Origin of the sequence: Sphingosinithalassobacter sp. LHW66-3, from assembly GCF_050703275.1 — a bacterium.
Lineage (GTDB): Bacteria > Pseudomonadota > Alphaproteobacteria > Sphingomonadales > Sphingomonadaceae > Sphingomonas.
The window spans coordinates 1,883,833-1,905,952 of the sequence record NZ_CP193482.1; the positions used below are offsets into that span (position 1 = coordinate 1,883,833).

The window sequence follows — 22,120 nt, forward strand, 5'->3', positions numbered from 1 at the left end:
CCGCTTCATAGCTCCCCGCTAGGCGCACCCTGCCGCGTCGCGCCCGAGCGGCCGTTTCCTTCTTCGGCGAAATAGCCTAGAAGGCCGTACCCGAAATTCGAAACGTTGAGAGAGCCCATGCGCGAAGCCGCCGTCGTCGCCACCGCCCGCACCGGAATCGGGAAAGCCTATCGCGGCTATTTCAACGATACCGAGGCACCGGTGCTCGCCGCTCACGTGATGAACGCCGCGGCCGAGCGCGCCGGGATCGATCCGGCGCGCATCGACGACATCTTCTGGGGTGTCGGCAACCAATGGGGCACCACCGGCGCAAATGCCGGGCGCATGGCTGTGTTTGCGGCAGGTTGGCCCAACACGGTTCCGGCGTTCACGCTCGACCGCAAGTGCGGCTCGGGCCTCACCGCACTGGCGCTCGCCGCCCGCTCGATCATGTGCGACGAGATCGACGTCGCGCTCGCCGGCGGCATGGAGTCGATCAGCCATACCGTAACCAAGGATGCGCCGCGCTACCCCAACAGGTCGGTGCTCGAAAAAGAGCCTGCAGCCTATATCCCGATGATCGAGACGGCGGAGATCGTCGCCGAGCGCTATGGCATCAGCCGGGAAGCGCAGGACGCGTTCGCGGCTGCCAGCCAGCAGCGCGCCGCCGCCGGACTTGAGAATGGCGCCTTCGCCGAAGAGATCGCGCCGATCACGGTCGAGAAAGCGGTGTTCGACAAGCAGGGCAATCGCACCGGCACCGAAACCGTGACCGTCACTCGGGACGAAGGCATCCGCGCGGGCACCACGGCCGACGTTCTCGCCGGGCTCAAGACCGTCTGGAAGGACGGAGAGTTCGTGAAGGAAGGCAAGCACGTCACGGCCGGCAATGCGAGCCAGCTGTCGGACGGCGCGGCGGCGCAGATCGTGATGGATCGCAAGACGGCGGAAGCCGAGGGCAAGGACATCCTGGGCATCTATCGCGGCTTTCAGGTCGCCGGCTGCGGGCCCGAGGAGATGGGGATCGGCCCGGTATTCGCGATTCCCAAGCTGCTCGACCGCGCGGGACTCTCTGTCGCCGACATCGGCCTCTGGGAACTCAACGAGGCGTTCGCCAGCCAGTGTCTCTACTGCCGCGACGCGCTCGGCATCGATCCCGAAAAGTATAACGTCAACGGCGGCGCGATCGCGATCGGACACCCGTTTGGCATGACCGGCAGCCGATTGGTCGGCCACGCGCTGATCGAAGGGCGCAAGCGCGGGGTGCGCTGGGTCGTCGTCTCGATGTGCACCGCAGGCGGCATGGGGGCGGCGGGGCTCTTCGAAATCGTCTAGGCTTGCCCGGTCTAATCGCGGGAGGTTGCGATTACCAAGGGCACCGCACTTGTCACAGGCGCCTCCTCGGGCCTCGGTACCGAGTTTGCGCTCGCGCTGGCCGAGCGTGGGCACGATCTCATCCTCACCGCGCGTCGCGCCGAGCGGCTCGAGGAGCTCGCGCAGCGGCTGCGCTCCAGCCACGGCGTGGCCGCAACCGCGATCCCATGCGACCTCGCGCGCACCGGCGCCGCGGAGACGCTGATCGGCCAAGTCGCCAAGCGCGGACTGGCAGTGAACCTGCTGGTGAACAACGCCGGCTTCGGGTTTCGCGGGCCGTTCGTCGAGATGGATCCTGTACAGCTCGCGCGAATGGTCGATCTCAACTGCCGCGCCGTGATGGAGCTTTGCCGGCTGGTGCTGCCGGGCATGGTGCAGATGCGATCGGGCGCGATCCTGAACGTCGCATCGGTGGCGGCAGTGCTGCCGGGACCATGGATGGCGAGCTATTACGCGACCAAGGCGTTCGTCCTCAGCCTTTCCGAGGCGCTCCACGAGGAAGTGCGGCGCCACGGCGTTTCGGTCAGCGCGCTGTGCCCGGGACCGGTGGCGACTGAATTCGGCGATCTGTCGGGCCTGTCGCAGAGCGCCTTGTTCCGCCGCGCTGCCGAACCGGCCGAACAAGTGGTGCGCGCCGGGCTCACGGCGCTCGATGCGAACCGGGCCGTGGCATTCCCGGGCGCCCGCACGAAGCTGGTTGCGGCGAGCACAAGGCTGATGCCGCGCGGAGCGCTGCGCCGGATCACCGGCGCGTTCCAGCAACGGCGTTAGGCGCCGCCCCCGCGACGGCGCGGAGCAGCTTCGTTTCGCGCCGCCAGCGCGGGATCAATCACCGGCGTGAACGTCAGTCCTCGCGCCGTGCGCCCGCTAGAGTCCGCTCCAGCTTCGCGTGCGCAGCCGCTTCGGCCGCGCGCTCCCCCTTGGTCCGGCCGTGCCGCGCACGGTTGGCGGCTGCCTTCGCCTCATGATCACGCCGCGCCTTCGCCTTGCGCACCTGCCGCAGCGTCACCACCTCGCCCATCAGTCGGCGAACAGCAGCACCGGGGTTTCGAGCAGCTTCTTCAGCGCCTGGACATAGCTCGCTGCATCATAGCCGTCGACGACGCGGTGATCGCAGCTGATCGACAGGTTCATCAGCTTGGCACGGACGATGTCGTCGCCCTGGAACACGGGTCGCTCAACGATCTTGTTGGGGCCGATGATCGCGACCTCGGGCCGGTTAATCACCGGTGTGGTCGCGATTCCGCCCAGCGGCCCAAGCGACGTGACCGTTATGGTGCCGCCCGAAAGCTCCTCGGATTTGGCCTTGCCGGTGCGCGCTGCCTCGGCCAAGCGGCCGATCTCGCTCGCGAGCTGCCAGACATTCTTGTCCTGCGCGTCGCGGATCACCGGCACCATCAGCCCCGCATCGGTCTGGGTCGCCATGCCCATGTGCACCCGGCCCGACCACGTCACCACCCCGCCCTCGTCGTCATAGCGCGCGTTGAGCATCGGGAAGTCGGGGAGGGTGCGGCAGATCGCCACGATCAGGAACGGCAGCATGGTGAGCTTGGGCCGGTCGCCGCGATTGGCATTGAGGTCCGCGCGCATCTCCTCCAGCGCAGTCACGTCGATTTCGTCGACATAGGTGAAGTGCGGGATGTTGCGCTTCGATGCAGCCATGTTCTCGGCAATGCGGCGGCGCATGCCGATCACCTTCACCTGCTGATCGTCGCGCGCGCGGCTGACGTGCGGCGCGTGATAGCCTTGCCCGGAGCCGTAGCGCAGATAGGAATCGAGATCCGCGTGGCGGATCCGGCCCTCCTCGGACGGCTTCACCTGCGACAAATCGACCCCCAGGTCCGCGGCACGCTTGCGAACCGCCGGCGAGGCGAGGACGGGATGTTCCTCTCGCGGCTCGGCCGGAGCCTGCTGTCCCGCGCTCTCGGCGGGAGCGGGAGCGGGCGAAGGAGCGGGCGCCGGCGAAGCGACCGGCGCGACCTCCGCGGGGCTTTCTTCCTCGACGCCGGGCGTCTCCGCCGCGACCTGTTCCTCGACCTCCTCATCGACATCGACGTCGTCTTCGGTCTCGATCACCACCAGTGCAGAGCCGATCGGAATCAAGTCGCCCGCTTCGCCCGCCAGCTCGACCACCGTGCCGGCGACCGGCGACTCCATTTCGACCGTCGCCTTGTCGGTCATCATGTCGGCGAGCCGGCCATCTTCCTCGACCCGATCGCCGACCGCGATGTGCCACTCCACGATCTCGGCTTCGGAAATGCCTTCGCCAATGTCCGGCAGGCGGAAAGTGAAGCGTGCCATGTCAGTCCTTCAGGATTTTCTTGAGCGCCTGGCCGATGCGGACGGGCCCCGGAAAATAGGCCCACTCCAGGCTGTGCGGATACGGAGTGTCGAAGCCGGTGACGCGCTCGATCGGCGCCTCGAGATGATAGAAGCAGCGCTCCTGCACTACCGCCGCCAACTCCGCGCCGAACCCCTGGGTTCGAGTGGCTTCGTGAACGATCATGCAGCGTCCTGTCTTCTTCACGCTCTCGACGATCGTGTCGACGTCGAGCGGCATCAGCGTGCGCAGGTCGATGATTTCGGCATCGACGCCCGCTTCGGCGACGGTGTTCGCCACCACATGAACCATGGTGCCGTAGCAGAGGATCGTCAGTGCCTCTCCTTCGCGCACCACCGCCGCCTTGCCGAGCGGGATGCGGTAATAGCCGGTGGGCACCTCGCCGCCCGGATGACTTCCCCAATTTTTCGCGGGGCTGTCGTACTTGCCGTCGAAAGGACCGTTGTAGATGCGCTTGGGCTCGAAGAAGATGACCGGATCATTGTCCTCGATGCACGCGATCAGCAGCCCCTTGGCATCATAGGGCGTGGCCGGAATCACCGTCTTCAGCCCAGAGACGTGCGTGAAGATGCCCTCGGGCGACTGGCTGTGCGTCTGACCGCCGAAGATGCCGCCGCCGAACGGCGAGCGCACGGTCAGCGGCGCAATGAACTCGCCCGCCGAGCGATAGCGCAGTCGCGCCGCTTCGGACACAAGCTGGTCGAGCGCGGGATAGATATAGTCGGCGAACTGGATTTCCGGCACCGGGCGCAGGCCATAGGCGCCCATGCCAATCGCCACGCCCACGATCCCGCACTCGGTGATCGGCGTATCGAATACCCGCTCCTTGCCGTATTTGTCCTGCAGCCCCGCGGTCGCACGGAATACGCCGCCGAAATAGCCGACGTCCTCGCCCATCACGACGACGCTGGAGTCGCGCTCCATCATCACGTCCATGGCGCTGTTGATCGCCTGGATCATGTTCATTCGCGCGGTGTCGCCCTCGCGCTCGGGGGTGGGAGCGATGCGTGCTTCCTGGGTGGCTATGTCGGTCATTCGGCACTCTCGGGCGTGATAAATTGGTCGCCTTGGGCAGGCTGCCAAGCGGCGAGCGCCGCGCGCGCAGCGGCGTCGTCCTGGCCGTAGCCGCGCAGGAACAGGCGCACCGCGGGCATGGCGCGCGCGAGCATCTCGGGATTATCGACCAGCACGTGATCGCCATCCTGCAGCACAAGGCCATAGGCAGGCGCCGGACTGGTCTGAACCGGCAGGAGATGGTCCTGGGGAGTGCTGGCGTACCCCATTTCGCTCGGAATCACGTCTTCGGTTCCCGTCACCGCAAGAACGGGCACTTCAAGGGTCGAATAGGCGTCGGGCTGGATCAGGCCGGGGATTTTGCCCGGAGTGGAGAAGGCGAGCGCCGCACGCACCTCAGGTACGCGGAGCGGCATCAGGCCTCCGAGAGCGCCGCCCTCTCCCAGCGAGACGAGGGAGCCGAAACTATGCCCCACGGCGACGATCGGAAGACCTTCGAACATACGGGCAGCATAGTCGCGTGCTGCCCGGATATCGGCGAAGCGCTCGATGAAACCCTGCTGCGGCGTGAACGCCGCCCGATCCTCATATCGCACCGAATCGACGTGGAGCGGCGCGAGCACAGCGAAGCCCTCCGCCGTCAGCGCGTCCACGAGGTGCGCATAGCGTTCGGGCCAGGACCCGAAGCCGGTGGAGAACAGTACTACCCCTCGCGGCTCCGCGGGCGCCCAGACCGTCAGCGTGGTGCTGCGCTCTGTGGAAACCTGAAGCGGCACGGTGTTCGCGGGAAGAGCCGCCTGAGACTCCTGGGCCACCGCCTGCGCAAGAGCTGGATGCGGCGCCAGGCCGAGGAGCGCGGCGGCCACCGCTGCCAGTAATGGGTGAACCGTCCGAGTCACCGCTTCGGCCCCGGACGGCCCGCGGCCGCTTCCTCGTCGAGCATCTGCTGCATCTGTTCCTTCAGATGCCAAGGCATTTCCTCGTATACGCCCTCGAACATCGTCTCGAACTTCTGGTGCATGCCATGGCCCAGAATGCCGTTCTTCTCGGCCTCCTTCTGGGTCTTGCGCACCATCTCGGCGAGTTCGAGATCCTGCGCGGTATGGCGCTCCTCGTCCCATTCGCCCAGTGCGATCAGATGCTCCTTGAGCCGCTTCACCGGATCGCCCAGCGGCCAGGCAGTCGCCTCCTGCGCGCTGCGATAGGCGCTCGGATCGTCCGACGTCGAATGGCCCTCGGCGCGATAGGTGAAATGCTCGATCAGCGTGGGACCCTGATTGGTCCGCGCGCGCTCGGCGGCCCATTGGGTCGCTGCATAGACGGCGAGCGGATCGTTGCCATCGATGCGCAGCCCGGCGATGCCATAGCCGATCGCGCGCGCGGCGAAGGTGGTCGCTTCGGCGCCGGCGAAGCCCGAGAAGCTGGAGATCGCCCACTGGTTGTTGACGACGTTGAGGATCACCGGCGCCCGGTACACCGCGGCAAAGGTGCAGGCCGAATGGAAGTCGCCCTCGGCAGTCGATCCCTCGCCGCACCAGGTCGCGGCGATGCGGCTGTCGCCCTTCGCCGCGCTCGCCATCGCCCAGCCAACCGCCTGCGGATATTGCGTCGCGAGATTGCCCGAGATCGAGAAGAAGCCCTTCTCGCGATCCGAATACATGATCGGCAGCTGCTTGCCCTGTAGCTTGTCGCCCTTGTTCGAGTAGATCTGATTCATCATCTCGATCAGCGGATAGCCGCGCGTGATGAGAATCCCCTGCTGGCGATAGCTGGGGAAACACATGTCGTCCTGTGCCAGCGCCATCGCGGCCGCCACCGCAACGGCCTCCTCGCCGGTCGACTTCATGTAGAAGCTGGTCTTGCCCTGGCGCTGCGCGCGGAACATCCGCTCGTCGAAGGCGCGGGTCAGCGCCATGTTGCGCAGCATGATGCGCAGCGTATCGGGGTCGAGCCGCGGATCCCAAGGGCCCACCGCCTGCCCGTCGTCGCCCAGAACGCGAACGAGCGTATAGGCAAGCTCGTGGAACTCGGCTGGATCGGCAGCGGAATCGGGGCGCGACGCGCTCCCCGCCGCGGGAACGTCGACGTCGCTGAAGTCGACTTCATCGCCGGGCCGGAACTTGGGTTCCGGCACGTGCAGCGACAGCTTCGGAAGGTTGGAGCGCTGAGGAGCGGCAGGCATGAACTCTCCGGATTAAACCGCGTCGTCCTATGGAACGCGCGGAATCGACTTTCCGTGCCTGTTATAAAATTTCAACGGCGCTGTCGAGTAGGTCAGCAGGACTGACCTGACGCTGCACCTGCGAAAAGGCGGCCCGGCACCGCCGGACCGCCCACTCGTGTCACTCGCCGGTCGGAAAGCCGCGGCGGCGGAACAGCGCCTGCACGTCCGGGTCGCGCCCGCGAAACGCGCGATAGGCCGCCTTGCGGTCGGTTTCGTTGCCGGTCGACAACAGCGTGTCGCGGAAGCGCTGCGCGGTAGCTGGATCCCAGACATTGCCGGTCGCCTCGAACGCGGCCCAGGTGTCGGCGTCCATCGTTTCCGACCAGAGGTAGGAGTAATAGCCCGCCGAATAGGAGTCGCTCGAGAACAGATGATTGAATTGCGGCAGGCGGTGGCGCATCACGATCTCGACCGGCATGCCGATCTCGGCCAGCGTCTCGCGCTCGAACGCGTCGACATCGGTCACCGGCTCGCTGCGGTCATGCAGCTTCATGTCGACGATTGCGCTCGCCAGATATTCGACCGTGTCGAAGCCCTGGTTGAAGGTCGAGGAGGCCTCGATCTTGTCGACCAGCTCCTGCGGCATCGGTGCGCGAGTCTGGTAATGGCGCGCATAGCGATCGAGCACGTCGCGCGTCAGCAGCCAATTCTCGTTCACCTGGCTCGGATATTCCACGAAATCGCGCGGCGTGCCGGCCAGCCCAGGATAATGAACGTCCGACAGGAAGCTGTGCAGCGCATGGCCGAATTCGTGGAACAGCGTCGTCGCGTCGTCGAGGCTGATCAGCGTCGGCTCGCCCTCGGCGCCTTCGGTGAAGTTGTTGTTGTTCGAGGCCAGCACGATGTCTTCGCCGCGCAGTCCGCTGCGGCTGCGATAGCTCGTCGCCCAGGCGCCCGAGCGCTTCCCCGACCGCGCGAAATTGTCGAGGTAGAAGACTCCGATCGTCTCGCCGCTCTTGTTGTCGGTGACTTCGAAGGTGCGCACGTCGGGATGGAAGACGGGAATCGACCCCGTATTCTCCTCGAAGCTGATGTCGTAGAGCCGCCCGGCCGAATAAAATGCCGCGTCGACGATATTGTCGAGCTGGAGATACGGCTTCACTTCGCTTTCATCGAGGTCATACTTCGCCTTGCGCACCTTCTCGGCATAGAAGCGATAGTCCCAGGGCTCGATCACGATGTCGGCGCCTTCCTGATCGGCGAGCGCCTGCATGTCGTCGACCTCCTCGCGCACCCGGGCGACCGCCGCGGGCCACACCGCCATCATCAGCTCGGTGGCGGCGGCGGGAGTTTCCGCCATGGTGTCGTCCATGCGGTAATAGGCATGGTTCTCGAAGCCGAGCAGCTCGGCGCGCTCCTGCCGCAGCGCCAGGATCTGCGCGATCGTCTGGTTGGTGTCGTTCGCGCCGCCATTGTCGCCGCGATCGACATAGGCGCGCCACACCTGCTCGCGCAGGTCGCGCCGCGTGGAATACATCAGAAAGGGCTGCATCGACGAGCGGGTGTTCTTCACCGCCCATTGGTCGGGCTGGCCGCGCTCGACCGCCTCGGCTTTCAGCGATGCCGCGAAGCTTTCGGGCAGGCCGGCGAGATCGTCCTGCGACTCGAGGAAGATCGCAGTCTCCTCATCGGCCAGCACCTTCTGGCTGAAATCGGCGTAGAGGCCGGCCAGTTCCTGATTGATGCGGCTGATTTCGGCCTTCTGCTCGGCGTTCAGCAACGCGCCGGACGTGACATAATCGCGATAGGTGCGCTCGAGCAGCCGCATCTGCTGCGGCGTGAGGTTCGCCTGCTCGCGATTGTCGTACACGGCCTTTACGCGTGCGAACATCTCGGGATCGAGGCTGAGCTCGGTGAAGAAGGCGGAGAGCTTCGGGCTCCATTCGCGCGCGATCGCCTGCACTTCTGGAGTGGCGAGATTCGACTGGTACACGCCCCATGCCGAGAAAAGCCGGCCGAGCTGCGCGCCCGAGCGCTCCTGCGCCTCGATCGTGTTTTCGAAGGTGGGCGCCGCCGGATTGTCGCGGATCGCCGCGAACTCGGTGCGCGCATTCGCCATCGCGGCCTCGAAGGCTGCGGGGAACATGTCGGCAGTGATGCGGTCCCAGGGCGGCACGCCGTCATAGGGGCCGGTCCAGGGTTCGAGCAGTGGCGCCGGATCGACTGCAGCCTGCTGTGCGGCAACGGTTTCGGTGGGATCGGTCTGCAGGGTCGAGGCCGTAACGGGGCTGGTCATGAGCACCGAGGTCGTGGCGAGAAGCGCGATCCGCAAGCGGAAGGACATTCATTTCTCCGGAATTCTGGAACAATGGGTGCCATAGTAGGACAAGGCGCCTGAATGGCAACTGAGCGCTACGTGGACGTCCTGGGTCTCAGTCCTTGCGCCATTGATCGCCCCATACCGAATAGATGAAGGTCGCCGACCAGGTGATGATCATGAATCCGCCGAGCGACTGCATCATGCTGACGAGCCGGATCGGTCCGTCGGTCTTGAGTTCGGTATAGCCCAATGTGGCGAAGTTGATTCCCGAGAAGTAGAGATAGTCGCTCCAGGTGCGCGGATAGGTGTCCGCAAGTTCGCCGAACATCGGCCAGCGCGCGATTTCGTAATAGACGCCGGCGAACAGCGCGATTTCGAAGAGGTGGAGCAGCAGGAGCGCGGGAAAGAGAGTGAGCATCGAAAGATGCGCCTTCTTATTGGGATCGGGCGTGATCCGGCGCGTCGCGAGGATACCATAGTGGTGGATGATGCCGAGCAGACCCACCAATCCCACACCCAGCGCAAGCGCGATGAAATCATCCTGCATGATCTTCCCCTGTTTCACGGCAGCCGTGAGAGGCCAACGCAGCAGGCGCGGCAGGGGCTCCGAACGGCGTTGACTCTCCGGCAGGTTGGAACAGAATAGGAACACTTGTTCCGATTCGAGTCGTTTGTTCCACATGGCCGATGCCGCCGCTCTCGCCGACCTCCGCGAAACCCTACGTTCGATCGAGACGCAGGGCTTTCGAAAGCGCCCGGTGCTGCCCTTCGGAATCGGCGCGGTCGATGCAAAGCTGGCGAGCACCGGTCTGCGGCTCGACGCCCTGCACGAAATCGCCGGCGCGACTCCCGATCTGGCCGATGATGCTTCCGCCACGCTGTTCCTCAGCGGGATCGCCGGGCGCGCCTTCGGCCCGGTGCTCTGGGTCGTGCGGCGGCGGGACCTGTTTGCACCCGGCCTTGCCCAGGCAGGGCTCGAGGCGCGGCGCGTGCTTTATGCCGAGGCTTCCGACGACGCCGAGGTGCTGGCGCTGATGGAGGAAGGGCTGCGCCACCGCGGCCTGGGCGCAGTGATCGGCGAAGTGAAGCGTGCGCACATGACCGCGACGCGCCGGCTGCAACTCGCAGCCGAAGGTGGGCGAACGATCGCGCTGCTGCTCAAGCGGCATGGGCGGAGCGGGGGCAATCCGCTGGGCGCGCCTTCGGCTGCGGTGACGCGCTGGCGCATCGGCGCGGCCCCATCGACTCCGCTGCCGGTGGAAGGCGTAGGCCGTGCGCGCTGGAAGGTTTCGCTCGTCCGTCAAAAGGGCGGCGAGCCTGCGGACTGGATTTTGGAGGCGTGCGATGAAACGGGTCGCTGCGCTCTACCTGCCAAACTGGCCGATCGACCGGCTGCGGCAGGCGGAGCGGACCGCCGCGCCGCCTGAGCGCCGCGGTACAGTGGATGCCGCTCCGCTGGCAGCAGCGGCAGCGACGGAGCGGCTGAACGCCTGTTCGGTACCGCGCGAGGCGGGATTCCGCCCTGGCGCCCGCTGGGCACGCGCCGAACGCGCCAAAGAGATCGACGCGCTGCCGGCGCACCAGCGGCCCAGAATGCGCGAGCTCGGCCGCCGCAGCGAAGCGGCGGAGCATCCGTTCAAAGCTGCGCACGCGGAAAACGGGCGAGGAGGAGCCCATCCACCGATTTCCCCATTGCCAAAAGCAACCCTGCCTCTCGTCACGTCGCATCGTGTCGGCACCCGTACTCTCGTCGCCACCGCCTGCCCGGCTGCTCGTGCGCTCGGGATCGTGCCCGGCATGGCGCTTACAAGCGCCCGCGCGCAGCTTCCCGGACTCGAAGTGCATCCTGCCGATCCACAGGGCGACGCGGAAGCGCTCCGCCGCCTTGCCGTTCTTGCGGCGCGGCGCTGGTCGCCGCTGGTCGCACGCGCCGGCGAACACGGCCTGTTCCTCGATCTCACCGGCGTGGCACATCTGTTCGGCGGCGAAGAGGCGATGGCACGGCGCATCCTGCGGCTGCTCGCGCGGCGCGGCTATGCTGCGCGCATCGCCGTGGCCGACACGGCGGGCGCGGCATGGGCGCTGGTCACCCGGATGCCGGAGCCGGTCTTGCTCTGCCCTCCGGGTGCGCACCGCACCGCGATCGCCGCACTTCCACCAGAGGCGCTGCGCATAGCGCCCACCGCAGTCGAACTGCTCCGCCGGCTGGGCGTCGATCGCATCGGCACGCTCGCGGCCATGCCGCGCGCGCCGCTGGTCCGCCGTTTCGGTCGCGGCCTCGCCGAACGGCTCGACCAAGCGCTGGGGCTCGCTCCCGAACCGCTCGATCCGATCATCCCGCAGGAACATATTCTCGCCGGTCGCCGCTTCGCCGAACCGGTCCTGAGCGCCGAAGGCATCGCCTATTGGCTCGGCCAGCTGGTGCCTGAGCTCGCCAACGCATTGGCGCAGGCGGGGCTCGGCGCACGGCGCATCGAGTTCGTCGCCGAACGCATCGACGGGGTTCCACAGCGCATCCGCATCGGCCTTGCCCGCGCCAGCCGCGATCCTGCGCATCTCGTGCGGCTGCTCGCCCGTCGCATCGAGGAGATCGAACCCGGCTTCGGCATCGATTCGATCACACTTCATGTCCGGCGTGCCGAACCGCTGGGGCCCTCTTCCTTTTCCGACCGGCTCGACGCCGAGGACAGCGTTCCCGATCTGGCGCCGCTGGTCGATACGCTGGCGACCCGCATCGGCACCGCGCATATGTGGCGCATGCGCGCCGTGGAAAGCGACGTACCCGAGCGCTCCGCGGCGCACAGGCCTGTGCTCGATCCGCCCGCTCCCCCTGTCGAGCGCCGGCGCATCGACGACGTGCGCCAACTCGATACCGGCGCGGCGCTGCCGCCCTGGCATGCACGCTGGCCGCGCCCGACTCGGCTGTTGCACCGTCCCGAGCAAGTCGATGACGTGCTCGCGCTGCTTCCGGATCAGCCGCCGCGCCGCTTCACCTGGCGTGGCGAAACGCATCGCATCGTCCGCGCCGATGGTCCCGAGCGCATCCATGGCGAATGGTGGAAGCGGCTGAGCGAGGTGCATGCCACGCGCGACTACTATCGCGTCGAGGACGAGCAGGGCCGCCGCTACTGGCTGTTCCGCCGCGGCGACGGCGAGCGCGCGGTGAGCGGCGACATGCGTTGGTATCTGCACGGCGTTTTCGGGTGACGCACTGCAAGTCCTTTTCTCCGGTGGAGAGGCGCAGGGCGGCATGACCTACTCCGAGCTTCAGGTCACGACGCACTTCTCCTTCCTGCGCGGCGCCTCGTCGTGCGAGGAGCTGTTCGCGATGGCGGCGGCGATGGAGATGCCTGCGCTCGGCATCACCGACCGCAACTCCGTCGCCGGAATCGTTCGCGCGCTGGTCGCCGCCGAACAGACCGGCGTGCGGCTGGTTGCGGGATGCCGACTCGATCTCGTCAGCGGCCATTCGCTGCTCGTCTGGCCGCAGGATCGCGCCGCCTGGAGCCGGCTCACGCGTCTTCTCACGCTCGGCAAGCATCGCGCCGACACACAACGCGGTGAAAAGGGACAGTGCTTCCTCCACTGGGACGATATTGCGCAGCATGGCAACGGGCTGGTCGCGGCGCTGGTGCCGGGCCTGGCCGATTTCGGGGATGCTGTGGCGCTGCGCTGGATGGCCCACATCTTCGGTGGCAACGGCCATGTAGCGCTCAGCCACCATCGCCGTCCGAATGATGCGCTGCGCCTTCACCGGCTGAGCGAGGCCGCCCGCGCGCACGGGCTGACGCCGCTCGCCACGGGCGACGTGCTCTATCACCATCCCGACCGGCGCATGCTGCAGGACGTGGTCACCGCGATCCGCGAGAAGGCCAGGATCGACACGCTCGGCTTCGCCCGCGAGCGCCATTCCGACCGCCACCTGAAACCGCCTGCCGAGATGGCGCGCCGTTTCGCGGCGCATCCCGAGGCGCTCACCGCAGTCGAGGCAATCGTCGAGCGCTGCACCTTCTCGCCGCGCGAGCTGCAGTATCAGTACCCCGACGAAATCGTGATGTCGGGCCGAACTCCGCAACAGGCGCTGGAAAAGCTCGCCCGCGAGGCGCTGGCCAGGCGATTTCCCGACGCACCCCGCTACGCCGCGCAACTCGAACACGAGCTCAGCCTTGTCGCGCAGCTCGACTATGCGCCCTATTTCCTCACCGTCCATTCGATCGTCGAATATGCGCGCAGCCAGGGGATATTGTGCCAAGGACGCGGTTCGGCCGCCAATTCGATGATCTGCTATCTGCTCGACATCACGTCGATCGATCCGGTGCAGCACGAGCTGCTGTTCGAGCGCTTCGTTTCCACCGAGCGCAAGGAGCCGCCCGACATCGACGTCGATTTCGAGCATGAGCGGCGCGAGGAAGTGATCCAATGGATCTACCAGACCTACGGCCGCGATCATGCCGCGCTGACCGCCGTCGTCAGCCGCTTCCGCAGTCGCGGCGCCGTGCGGGAGGTGGGCAAGGTGCTGGGCCTGCCTGAAGACCTCACCGGAGCGCTGGCGGGTCAAGTCTGGGGCTGGTCTTCCGAAGGTGTCGAGCAGCGCCATGTCGAGGCGCTGAACCTCGACGCCACCGATCCGCGGATCGCGCTGACGCTCGATCTCGCGCGCCAGCTGATCGGCACGCCGCGCCACTTGTCGCAGCATCCCGGCGGGTTCGTCCTCACTCGCGACCGGCTCGACGATCTGGTGCCGATCGAACCCGCCTCGATGCCCGATCGCTGGGTGGTCGAATGGGAGAAGGAGGATATCGAGGAGCTCGGCTTCATGAAGGTCGACATCCTCGGGCTCGGCATGCTGGGCTGCATGCGGCGCGCGTTCGAGCTGCTCGAGGAACACAAGGGGCTGCGCGTGGGCATGGCCGACCTGCAGGACGACGATCCCGCCGTATACGAGATGATCCAGCGCGCCGACACGCTGGGCGTGTTCCAGATCGAAAGCCGCGCGCAGATGGCGATGCTGCCGCGGATGAAGCCAAAGGAATTCTACGATCTCGTCATAGAAGTGGCGATCGTGCGACCCGGGCCGATCCAAGGCGACATGGTGCATCCCTATCTGCGCCGGCGCGAAGGCAAGGAGAAGGAGGAATACCCCTCCGAGGAACTGCGCGCGGTGCTCCAGAAGACCAAGGGTGTGCCGCTGTTCCAGGAACAGGCGATGAAGGTGGCGATCGTCGGCGCGGGCTTCACCGCGGCCGAAGCCGACGCGCTGCGGCGATCGATGGCGACGTTCAAGTTCACCGGCGGCGTGAGCCATTTCCGCGACAAGCTGGTCGAGGGAATGGTCGCGCGCGGCTATGCCCGCGACTTCGCCGAGCGCACCTTCAAGCAGATCGAGGGCTTCGGCAGCTACGGCTTTCCCGAAAGCCACGCGGCGAGCTTCGCCAAGATCGCCTATGCGAGCTGCTGGATGAAGCACCACCATCCCGACATTTTCTGCGCGGCGCTGCTCAATGCGCAGCCGATGGGATTTTATGCACCCGCTCAGATCGTGCGCGACGCGCGCGAGCACGGCGTCGTGGTGCGTGCCGTGTGCGTCAACGCCAGCCGATGGGACACGCTGGTGGAGGATGGCCCCGAGGACGGGCTGCTGCCCCTGCGGCTCGGCATGCGGATCGTCCATGGCCTGTCGAACCAGGATGCCGCGCGTATCCTGGGCGCGCGCAGCGAACGGCCGTTCGCCAGCGTGGAGGACATGTGGCGGCGATCGGGCGTTCCGCTCGCCGCACTGGAGAAGCTCGCCCGCGCCGACGCCTTCGCATCGCTGGGGCTCGACCGGCGCCAGGCGCTCTGGGCAATCAAGGGATTGGGCGAGAAGCCGCTGCCGCTGTTCGCCGCCGCCGATGCGCTGGAACGCGGGGAAGAGGCGCCGGTGGCGCTCGACCCGCTATCGGCCGGCCGCGAAGTGGTGGAGGATTATCGCACGACCCAGCTGTCGCTGCGGGCGCATCCGCTGCACTTCCTGCGTGACCAGCTGGCGGCGGAGCGGGTGGTCCGCTGCGCCGACCTCGCCCGGATGAAGGACGGCGCGCGAGTGGACGTGGCGGGCGTGATCCTCGTCCGCCAGAAGCCGGGCAGCGCCAAGGGCGTGCTGTTCATCACCATCGAGGACGAGACCGGCACCGCCAATGCGATCGTCTGGCCCGACCGGTTCGAGGCGCAGCGCCGGACCATCATGTCCGCCGCGATGATCTCGATCCGCGGGCGCGTGCAGCGCGAGGGCATCGTGATCCACGTCATCACCGACCGGATCGTCGACCGATCGGACATGCTGCGCAGCATCGGCGACCTAGACCTGCCCGACCTCACCGGCCCCGGCGACGGAGCGCATCGCGGCGGCCCCGACCAGCGCGACCGGATTCGCCCGCGCGACCTGTATTTCAAGCCGCACGCCGATGGCACGGACCCCGAAGAGGCGATTCGATTCAAGTCGCGTGACTTCCATTGAGTCGCCGCTTCGCTTCGCGGTTTTCGCACTAATTCTTTGCGAAAATTTCCTTCAGCCGATCCTTTGTTGCGCGAACCCGATCGCGCGAGGCGAGCATGGCAGATTCGCGCCGTGTAGGACAGCGCCGCCGCGCCTATTCGCCGGGCAACCCATATTCAGCCATCAGCGCGCGCGTGACGCCGTTCGTCCAGCCGAAGCCGTCCTGCAGCGGATATTCGCCGCCACCGCCCGGCCGAACCGCCTCGACATCATATTTTTCGACGAGCTTGCCGGTCTCGCGATAGGTGCGGACCACCGTGCCGAGGAAGCGGTCGGCAACCGCCCGCGCCAGTTCGGGATGGCCGGTGCGGCGCAGCCCCTCGACCGCGATCCACTGGAGCGGCGGCCAGCCGTTGGGCGCATCCCATTGCTGCCCCGTGTCGACCGTCGTCGTGCGCAGCCCGCCGGGCGCGAGCAGGCTCGCCTCGACCGCCGCCGCCACGGCATCGGCACGCGGCCCGCCCTCGATCACGCCAGTGAACAGCGGATAGAGCGTCGCCGCGGTCACGCCCGGTCGGATCCCGCCGCGCGCAATATCCCAGTCGCCGTAGCGCCCCTCGCCTTCGCTCCACAGCCAGCGCTCGATCGCCACCCGGCGCGCTTCGGCGGCGCGCGCATAGCGATCGCCGCACGCCGTATCGCCGAGCGTCCAGCACCGCTCGGCGATCGCGCTCTCGAGCCCATAGAGCAGGCTGTTGAGATCGACCGGCACGATATTGGTGGTGTCGATGCTCGCCAGCGTGCGGCCGTCCGCCAGCCAGCGCGACGAAAAATCCCAGCCGCTTTCGGCGCCAGCGCGCAAATGGCGATAGACCTCCGCCGAGGGCCGTCCGCTTTCGGCCGCCGTCTCGACATCCTCGCGATAGCTTTCGTCGCGCGGCGTGTCCCGATCGTCCCAATAGCGGTTGAGCAGCGCGCCGTCGGGCATCCGCACGACACGCGCCGCCGCCGGAACCGAATCGCCGAGCCGATCGGCGCCGCGCATCCAGAAATCATGCTCTGCCCGGAGCGCCGCCAGCCGGGCCTCGAGCACCGCCCGGTCCTGCTCGGCGGACAGCTCGGCCATCAGATAGAGGAAGGGCGGCTGCGACCGGCTGACGTAATAGGTGCGCGTGCCGTTCGGCACATGGCCGAAGCGATCGACCAGCGAAGTGAAATCGGCGAGCATCGATTCGATGAGATCGTCGCGCCCGTCGCGCGCGAGCCCGAGCATCGTGAAATAGCTGTCCCAGTAATAGAGCTCGCGGAAGCGCCCGCCGGGCACGACGAACGGCTCGGGCAGCGCCAGCGCCGAACTGCCGCGCTCGGACACGACCGGCGGCTTGGTGAGATGCGCCCAGAGCGCGCCGATATGCGATTCGAGCGGCAGCGCCGGGCCGCGCCGCACGAGCGACGGCGTCGGCTGGGCATCGGCCGCGGGCAGATCGAAATTGTCGAGGACGAAGCGGCGCAGCGCGGCATCGTCTCCGGCGAAATCGCGTTCGCGCCACGCCGCCAGGATCGCCGCGGGCTCGCGCCGTGGAACGGCATCGACGAAGGTCTTCCCGTCCGGGAAGATGCGGCGCATCTGCACCTGGACGAACAGATCGCCGTAGAGATCGGCCGGAGTCGCGACCGAAGCGGTGTCGGCCGTCGTCGCGACCAGCGCGAGCGGCGTCTGGGGCCCGGCGCAGGCCGCGGGAAGCGATGCCGCTAGAAATGCTGCCACTGGCTTCAACCAAAACGAGAGGCGCATGCGCGACTCCTGTGGTTCGTCCCTCTCCTGTTTCAGCCGCTCGCGCGACCGCCCCACCCCCTTCACAGGCTCAGGACGAATCGAGCGAGGGCAGAGTCCTTTATAGGGCAGTCACCGTCTGCTCGATCACCCCGAAAATGGGGTGGTGACGATCGTCTTCGGCCCAGATGCGCACCGTATCGCCGGCCTTCAGGAATGAGGTTTCCGGTTTTCCACGGAGGATCGTCTCGACGGTGCGCACTTCGGCGAGGCACGAATAGCCGACGCCGCCGTCGGCGATCGGCTTGCCCGGGCCGCCATCGGCATCGCGGTTGGAGACGGTGCCCGAGCCGATGATCGTGCCGGCGCCGAGGTTTCGCGTTTTGGCGGCATGCGCGATCAGCGTGCCGAAATCGAAGGTCATGTCCTCGCCCGCCTCGGCGCGGCCGAACGGTTCGCCGTTCAAATCGACCATCAGCTTGCGATGGAGCTTGCCGTCGCGCCACCAGTCGCCGAGCGCATCGGGCGTGACGAACACCGGCGACATCGCGCTGGCCGGCTTGGACTGGAAGAAGCCGAAGCCCTTGGCGAGCTCGCCGGGGATCAGGTTGCGCAGCGACACGTCGTTGGTGAGGCCGACGAGGCGGACGTGATCGAGCGCGTCCCGCGCCGAGACCCCCATCGGCACGTCGCCGGTGACGACCACCACCTCGGCCTCGAGATCGCAGCCCCAGCTTTCGTCCTTGAGCGGGATATCGTCGCGCGGGCCGAGGAAGCCATCGGACCCGCCCTGATACATCAGCGGATCGTGCCAGAAGCTCTCGGGCATTTCGGCGCCGCGCGCCTGGCGGACGAGCGCGACGTGATTCACATAGGCCGAGCCATCGGCCCATTGGAAGGCGCGCGGCAGCGGCGCCGCCGCTTCGCGCTCGTGAAAGCGCTCGCGCGGGATCGCCTCATGGTTGAGGTCGGTCGCGAGGTTGCGCAGATCGCCCTCCAGCCGATCCCAATCGTCGAGCGCGGCCTGCAGCGTCGGCGCGACCGCGCCGGCATCGGCATACCAGGCGAGATCGTCGGAGACGACGACGAGGCGGCCGTCGCGACCGTGCTTCAGGCTGGCGAGTTTCATGCGGTGTTTCTCCTCTCTTGCCATTCACATAGGGGCCTGCGCGATCCTGTCGAGGTTTTCGAGGCGCGCGCGGCCACGACGGTTGACAGCCATCCCGCCACCTCGCAACGCTGTCTGCCATGAACCCGTCGCTACGATTCCTGGATCACGGCGGCGACATGGCCCGGCGCATCCGCGAGCACGATTGGTCGGACAACCCGCTGGGCACGCCCGATCGCTGGCCGCAGGCGCTGCGATCGGCGCTGGGCATCTGCCTGGGATCGAGCTTTCCCACCGCGATCTACTGGGGCCCCGATCTGCGGCTGCTCTACAACGACGCCTGGGCGCCGATCCCGGCCGAGCGGCATCCCTGGTGCCTGGGCCGCCCGGCACGCGAAGTGTGGGGCGACATCTGGAGCGTGATCGCGCCGCAGTTCGACGAAGTACTGCGCACCGGCAAGGGAATCGCGGCGTTCGACCAGCGGTTGCCGATGGTGCGCGAGGGACGGCCGCAGGACACGTGGTGGAACTACAGCTTCACGCCGATTCGCGATCGGGACGGCGCGATCGCCGGCGTGTTCAACCAGGGCAACGAAACGACGCGGGTGGTGCTCGCCGAGAACGCGCGCAAGAGCGAAGTCGACCGGATGCGCGAGCTGTTCCAGCAGGCGCCAGGCGCGGTCGCGCTGCTCCACGGGCCGCGGCACCGGTTCGAACTGGCCAATCCCGCCTATCTCGAGCTGGTCGGCGCGCGCGACCTGATCGGACGCGAAGTTGCCGAGGCGCTGCCCGAAGTCGTCGCACAGGGCTATGTCGAAGTGCTCGACACGGTGTACCGCACGGGCGAGGCGTTTCGCACCACGGCGACACCGGTGGAGCTCCAGCGCACCGCCGACGCGCCGGCCGAGACGCGCATCCTGGATTTCGTGTTCCAGCCGATCAAGGACGCGCGCGGCAACACCACCGACATCTTCATCCAGGCGACCGACGTGACCGAGCGCGCCGAGGCCGAGACCGCGCTGCGCACAAGCGAGGAGCGGCTGCAGCTGGCGCTCGACGCTTCGGCCGGAATCGGCACCTGGGAATGGGACGGACGCACCGGGCGGCTGCGCGGCGACGGACGGTTCGCCAAGCTGTTCGGAGTCGATCCCGATGGGCTGGCCAAGGGAACGACGATCGAGGGCTTTTACCAGCTCGTCCATCCCGACGACCGCGACCGGGTGCGCGGCGCGATCGAATCGGCGGTCGAGAAGCACGAGACGCTGTCGATCGAATATCGCGTACTGCGCCCCGACGGCGAGGTGCGGTGGCTGCTGACGCAGGGCCGGGGCTTCTTCGACGAGGCGGGCATGCCGGTCCGCTTTCCCGGCGTGAGCTACGACATCACCGCGCGCCGCGCGAACGAGGATGCGGCGCGGCTGGCGGCCGAGGAGCTGCGGATCGCCAACGAGGCGCAGACCTTCATCTATGCGCTCGCCGAACGGCAGCGGACGCTCGACACGCCGGCGGCGATCATGCGCTTCACCGCGGCCGCGCTCGCCCAGCGCATGGGGCTCGACCGAGTCGGCTTCTATCGCGTCGTCGGCGACGGCATCCTGCAGTTCGGACCGTCGTGGACGAACGGATCGCTGCCGGCGATGCAGGGTACGATGAGCGTCGATATCCTGGGATCGGCGGTAGAGCGCTATCGCTCGGGGCGCAGCGTGGTGACTCGCGACTCGCAGACCGACTATCCCGGCACCGAGTTCGCGCAGCTTTCTCCCGCCGCGGTGGGCGTGCCGCTGCTGCGCGGCGGCAGCTGGGTAGCCAGTCTCTACGCCAACCAGGCCGAGCCGCGCGACTGGACGGCCGAGGAAGTGGCGTTCATCGAAGCGGTCGCCGAAATCTCGTGGGACGCAGTGGAGCGCGTCAGTGCCGCCGCGGCGCTGCGCGAGAGCGAGGAGAAGTTCCGCGCGATCGCCAATTCGATCGACCAGATGATCTGGGCGACGCGCCCCGACGGGTACCACGACTATTTCAACGATCGCTGGTACGAATATACCGGCGTGCCCCACGGATCGACCGACGGCGACATGTGGGCCGGCGTGTTCCATCCCGACGACGAGCCGCGCGCCGTGAAGCTGTGGCGCCGATGCCTCGAGACCGGCGAACCCTATCACATCGAATACCGGCTGCGGCACCACAGCGGCCACTATCGCTGGGTGCTCGGCCGCGCGCAGGCGGTGCGCGACGAATATGGCGCCATCACGCGCTGGTTCGGCACCTGTACCGACGTGCAGGAGATCGTCGATGCGCGCGAAGTGCTCGCCCGCTCGCGGCAGGAGCTGGAGCAGGCTGTGGAGGAGCGGACGCGCCAACTGATGGCCGCCGAGGAACAGCTCCGTCAGGCGCAGAAGATGGAGGCGGTGGGCCAGCTGACCGGCGGCATCGCGCATGATTTCAACAATATGCTGGCGGTGGTGGTCGGCGCGCTCGACCTGCTCGAGCGGCGGCTCGCCCAGGGGCAGACCGATGTCGACCGCTATGTCACCGCGGCGCGCGACGGGGCCAGCAGGGCGGCGGCGCTGACCCAGCGGCTGCTCGCCTTTTCACGCCAGCAGCCGCTGAAGCCGGTGCCGGTCAGCGCCAACGACATGGTCGCCGGCATGATCGAGCTGCTGGTGCGGACGCTGGGCGAGGATGTGACCGTCGAGACGATCCTGCCGCGCACCGTGTGGCACGCGCTCGCCGATCCCAACCAGCTCGAGAATGTGATCCTCAACCTGGCGGTGAACGCACGCGACGCGATGCCCCAGGGCGGCACGCTGACGATCGAGACGGCGAACGTGACGCTGCGCGAGGAGGACCGTGCCGCCTATGACCTGGCGCCGGGCGACTATGTGCAGATCGCGGTGCGCGACACCGGCTGCGGCATGCCGCCCGACGTGGCGGCACGCGCGTTCGAGCCGTTCTTCACCACCAAGGGCGTCGGCAAGGGCACCGGGCTGGGGCTGAGCCAGGTGTTCGGATTCGTGCGCCAGTCGGGCGGGCAGATCCGAGTCGAAACCGCCCCGGGCGAAGGCACGACGGTGCGCGTCTATCTGCCCTGCCACAGCGGCGGCCAGTTGCCCGATGCGCCTGCCGCGACCGCGCGCCCCGCGGCGCCGCGCGCGCGCCGGGGCGAGACGATCCTCGTCGTCGAGGACGAGGACCGCGTGCGCAGCTTCTCGGTCGAGGCGCTGCGCGAGCTGGGCTATACGGTGATCGACGCACGCGACGGGCCCGAGGCGCTGCGGCTGCTCGATCTGGGACAGCGAGCGACATTGCTCTTCACCGACATGGTGATGCCCGAAATGACCGGGCGCGAACTCGCCGCCAAGGCGCGCGAGCGCATCGCCGACCTCAAGGTGCTGTTCACCACCGGCTATTCGCGCGAGAGCGAACCGGCGCCCGACAGCGACGCGGGAGCGGTGCTCGCCAAGCCGTTCGACTTCGATGCGCTGGCGCATCGCGTGCGCGCCGCGATCGACGGCTGAGGTTGCCGCGACGCGACGGGGCGACTAGGGCGCCAAGCTCGGGGCCGCGGGGCCCG

At 67.5% G+C, this 22,120-nt stretch carries 15 protein-coding genes; 6 read left to right on the forward strand and 9 right to left on the reverse strand.

Going from position 1 to position 22,120, the window contains the following annotated elements; genetic code table 11:
• Positions 1–117 precede the first annotated feature (117 nt).
• Together ACQ450_RS09225 and ACQ450_RS09230 are read left to right on the forward strand one after the other, a co-directional pair.
• Entirely contained in the window at positions 118–1,314 is a 1,197-nt protein-coding gene (locus ACQ450_RS09225; RefSeq protein ID WP_431469040.1) for an acetyl-CoA C-acyltransferase, read from the forward strand.
• 30 nt (positions 1,315–1,344) lie between these two features.
• Positions 1,345–2,124, forward strand: a complete 780-nt coding sequence (locus ACQ450_RS09230) for an SDR family NAD(P)-dependent oxidoreductase (protein WP_431471197.1) — start codon at positions 1,345–1,347, stop codon at positions 2,122–2,124.
• A gap of 73 nt (positions 2,125–2,197) precedes the next feature.
• On the opposite strand, the gene ACQ450_RS09235 is transcribed toward ACQ450_RS09230, so the two are convergent.
• From ACQ450_RS09235 to ACQ450_RS09265, 7 genes are all read right to left on the reverse strand, one after another.
• On the reverse strand, positions 2,198–2,374 hold the full coding sequence (locus tag ACQ450_RS09235) for a DUF4169 family protein (RefSeq protein ID WP_431469041.1): 177 nt from the start codon (positions 2,372–2,374) through the stop codon (positions 2,198–2,200).
• On the reverse strand, positions 2,374–3,654 hold the full coding sequence (locus tag ACQ450_RS09240) for a dihydrolipoamide acetyltransferase family protein (protein WP_431469042.1): 1,281 nt from the start codon (positions 3,652–3,654) through the stop codon (positions 2,374–2,376). The genes ACQ450_RS09235 and ACQ450_RS09240 overlap by 1 nt, the downstream gene beginning before the upstream one ends.
• 1 nt (position 3,655) lies before the next feature.
• A complete protein-coding gene (locus tag ACQ450_RS09245; protein WP_188056431.1) occupies positions 3,656–4,660 on the reverse strand; it encodes an alpha-ketoacid dehydrogenase subunit beta in 1,005 nt (334 codons plus the stop codon).
• A 65-nt stretch (positions 4,661–4,725) separates the two neighbouring features.
• Complete coding sequence (locus ACQ450_RS09250) at positions 4,726–5,574, reverse strand: serine aminopeptidase domain-containing protein (RefSeq protein WP_431469043.1); 849 nt, start codon at positions 5,572–5,574, stop codon at positions 4,726–4,728.
• A gap of 29 nt (positions 5,575–5,603) precedes the next feature.
• The gene (locus tag ACQ450_RS09255) at positions 5,604–6,890 is read right to left on the reverse strand and encodes a 3-methyl-2-oxobutanoate dehydrogenase (2-methylpropanoyl-transferring) subunit alpha (protein WP_431469044.1); all 1,287 of its coding nucleotides are present in this window, start codon (positions 6,888–6,890) and stop codon (positions 5,604–5,606) included.
• Positions 6,891–7,050: 160 nt separating this feature from the next.
• Entirely contained in the window at positions 7,051–9,216 is a 2,166-nt protein-coding gene (locus tag ACQ450_RS09260; protein ID WP_431469045.1) for a M3 family metallopeptidase, read from the reverse strand.
• An 88-nt stretch (positions 9,217–9,304) separates the two neighbouring features.
• Positions 9,305–9,739 carry an ion channel gene (locus tag ACQ450_RS09265; RefSeq protein ID WP_188053057.1) on the reverse strand — a complete coding sequence of 145 codons (435 nt, stop codon included), beginning with the start codon at positions 9,737–9,739 and terminating at the stop codon, positions 9,305–9,307.
• Positions 9,740–9,872: 133 nt separating this feature from the next.
• On the opposite strand from ACQ450_RS09265, the gene ACQ450_RS09270 reads away from it, so the two are divergent.
• The 3 genes from ACQ450_RS09270 to ACQ450_RS09280 are packed head-to-tail and all read left to right on the forward strand — an operon-like array spanning position 9,873 to position 15,688.
• On the forward strand, positions 9,873–10,619 hold the full coding sequence (locus ACQ450_RS09270; protein ID WP_188053058.1) for an ImuA family protein: 747 nt from the start codon (positions 9,873–9,875) through the stop codon (positions 10,617–10,619).
• Positions 10,537–12,399, forward strand: coding sequence for a DUF6504 family protein (locus tag ACQ450_RS09275; RefSeq protein WP_431469046.1), 1,863 nt, complete (start codon positions 10,537–10,539; stop codon positions 12,397–12,399). The genes ACQ450_RS09270 and ACQ450_RS09275 overlap by 83 nt, the downstream gene beginning before the upstream one ends.
• Positions 12,400–12,442: 43 nt before the next feature.
• Positions 12,443–15,688, forward strand: coding sequence for an error-prone DNA polymerase (locus ACQ450_RS09280; protein WP_431469047.1), 3,246 nt, complete (start codon positions 12,443–12,445; stop codon positions 15,686–15,688).
• Between the two features lie 133 nt (positions 15,689–15,821).
• Here ACQ450_RS09280 and treF read toward each other — a convergent pair whose 3' ends face one another.
• Positions 15,822–17,435, reverse strand: coding sequence for an alpha,alpha-trehalase TreF (treF, locus tag ACQ450_RS09285; RefSeq protein WP_431469048.1), 1,614 nt, complete (start codon positions 17,433–17,435; stop codon positions 15,822–15,824).
• A gap of 127 nt (positions 17,436–17,562) precedes the next feature.
• Positions 17,563–18,570: a fumarylacetoacetate hydrolase family protein gene (locus ACQ450_RS09290; RefSeq protein ID WP_431469049.1), complete on the reverse strand. Its 1,008-nt coding sequence runs from the start codon at positions 18,568–18,570 to the stop codon at positions 17,563–17,565.
• Between the two features lie 119 nt (positions 18,571–18,689).
• Between ACQ450_RS09290 and ACQ450_RS09295 the strand changes: the two genes are divergently transcribed.
• Positions 18,690–22,064, forward strand: coding sequence for a PAS domain-containing protein (locus ACQ450_RS09295; protein WP_431469050.1), 3,375 nt, complete (start codon positions 18,690–18,692; stop codon positions 22,062–22,064).
• The last annotated feature ends 56 nt before the right edge of the window (positions 22,065–22,120 follow it).

Coding starts and splice junctions, on each gene's coding strand:
- ACQ450_RS09260 (WP_431469045.1), bottom strand. CDS start 9,216: ATGTCCTTCCGCTTGCGGATCGCGCTTCTCGCCACGACCTCGGTGCTC.
- ACQ450_RS09240 (WP_431469042.1), bottom strand. CDS start 3,654: ATGGCACGCTTCACTTTCCGCCTGCCGGACATTGGCGAAGGCATTTCC.
- ACQ450_RS09275 (WP_431469046.1), top strand. CDS start 10,537: ATGAAACGGGTCGCTGCGCTCTACCTGCCAAACTGGCCGATCGACCGG.
- ACQ450_RS09225 (WP_431469040.1), top strand. CDS start 118: ATGCGCGAAGCCGCCGTCGTCGCCACCGCCCGCACCGGAATCGGGAAA.
- ACQ450_RS09265 (WP_188053057.1), bottom strand. CDS start 9,739: ATGCAGGATGATTTCATCGCGCTTGCGCTGGGTGTGGGATTGGTGGGT.
- ACQ450_RS09270 (WP_188053058.1), top strand. CDS start 9,873: ATGGCCGATGCCGCCGCTCTCGCCGACCTCCGCGAAACCCTACGTTCG.
- ACQ450_RS09255 (WP_431469044.1), bottom strand. CDS start 6,890: ATGCCTGCCGCTCCTCAGCGCTCCAACCTTCCGAAGCTGTCGCTGCAC.
- ACQ450_RS09295 (WP_431469050.1), top strand. CDS start 18,690: ATGAACCCGTCGCTACGATTCCTGGATCACGGCGGCGACATGGCCCGG.
- ACQ450_RS09290 (WP_431469049.1), bottom strand. CDS start 18,570: ATGAAACTCGCCAGCCTGAAGCACGGTCGCGACGGCCGCCTCGTCGTC.
- ACQ450_RS09245 (WP_188056431.1), bottom strand. CDS start 4,660: ATGAACATGATCCAGGCGATCAACAGCGCCATGGACGTGATGATGGAG.
- ACQ450_RS09235 (WP_431469041.1), bottom strand. CDS start 2,374: ATGGGCGAGGTGGTGACGCTGCGGCAGGTGCGCAAGGCGAAGGCGCGG.
- ACQ450_RS09280 (WP_431469047.1), top strand. CDS start 12,443: ATGACCTACTCCGAGCTTCAGGTCACGACGCACTTCTCCTTCCTGCGC.